The 1,377-nt window shown below is 53.1% G+C and carries 2 rRNA genes; both read right to left on the reverse strand.

Annotated elements, in window-relative coordinates:
* Positions 1 to 4 precede the first annotated feature (4 nt).
* Positions 5 to 120: ribosomal RNA gene (rrf, locus tag NU887_RS21035) — 5S ribosomal RNA — on the reverse strand.
* A gap of 49 nt (positions 121 to 169) precedes the next feature.
* Positions 170 to 1,377, reverse strand: a 23S ribosomal RNA gene (locus NU887_RS21040); the annotation flags it as partial.

Raw genomic sequence — 1,377 nt, forward strand, 5'->3', positions numbered from 1 at the left:
AGTTGCTTGGCGACGTCCTACTCTCACAGGGACAAGGTCCCAACTACCATCGGCGCTAGAGAGCTTAACTTCCGTGTTCGGTATGGGAACGGGTGTGACCTCTCTGCCATCATCACCAAACTATGAAGGCATATTCCTTCAAAACTAGATAACATTTGCTACATATTATATGGTTAAGTCCTCGATCTATTAGTATTCGTCAGCTCCACATGTCACCATGCTTCCACCTCGAACCTATCAACCTGATCATCTTTCAGGGATCTTACTAGCTTACGCTATGGGAAATCTCATCTTGAGGGGGGCTTCATGCTTAGATGCTTTCAGCACTTATCCCTTCCGCACATAGCTACCCAGCTATGCCCTTGGCAGAACAACTGGTACACCAGCGGTGCGTCCATCCCGGTCCTCTCGTACTAAGGACAGCTCCTCTCAAATTTCCTACGCCCACGACGGATAGGGACCGAACTGTCTCACGACGTTCTGAACCCAGCTCGCGTACCGCTTTAATGGGCGAACAGCCCAACCCTTGGGACCGACTACAGCCCCAGGATGCGATGAGCCGACATCGAGGTGCCAAACCTCCCCGTCGATGTGGACTCTTGGGGGAGATAAGCCTGTTATCCCCGGGGTAGCTTTTATCCGTTGAGCGATGGCCCTTCCATGCGGAACCACCGGATCACTAAGCCCGACTTTCGTCCCTGCTCGACTTGTAGGTCTCGCAGTCAAGCTCCCTTATGCCTTTGCACTCTACGAATGATTTCCAACCATTCTGAGGGAACCTTTGGGCGCCTCCGTTACACTTTAGGAGGCGACCGCCCCAGTCAAACTGCCCACCTGACACTGTCTCCCGGGTCGATAAGACCCGTAGGTTAGAATTTCAATACAGTCAGGGCGGTATCCCACCAGCGCCTCCACCGAAGCTAGCGCTCCGGTTTCAATGGCTCCCGCCTATCCTGTACAAACTGTACCAAAATTCAATATCAGGCTACAGTAAAGCTCCACGGGGTCTTTCCGTCCTGTCGCGGGTAACCTGCATCTTCACAGGTACTATAATTTCACCGAGTCTCTGGTTGAGACAGTGCCCAAATCGTTACACCTTTCGTGCGGGTCGGAACTTACCCGACAAGGAATTTCGCTACCTTAGGACCGTTATAGTTACGGCCGCCGTTTACCGGGGCTTCGATTCAAACCTTCGCTTGCGCTGAGCTCCCCTCTTAACCTTCCGGCACCGGGCAGGTGTCAGGCCTTATACTTCCTCTTTCGAGTTCGCAAAGCCATGTGTTTTTGCTAAACAGTCGCCTGGGCCTTTTCACTGCGGCCTCCCTCACCGAAGTGAGGGTAGGCGCCCCTTCTCCCGAAGTTACAGGGCCATTTTGC

The organism is Aquiflexum gelatinilyticum (assembly GCF_024741135.1).
GTDB lineage: Bacteria > Bacteroidota > Bacteroidia > Cytophagales > Cyclobacteriaceae > Cognataquiflexum > Cognataquiflexum gelatinilyticum.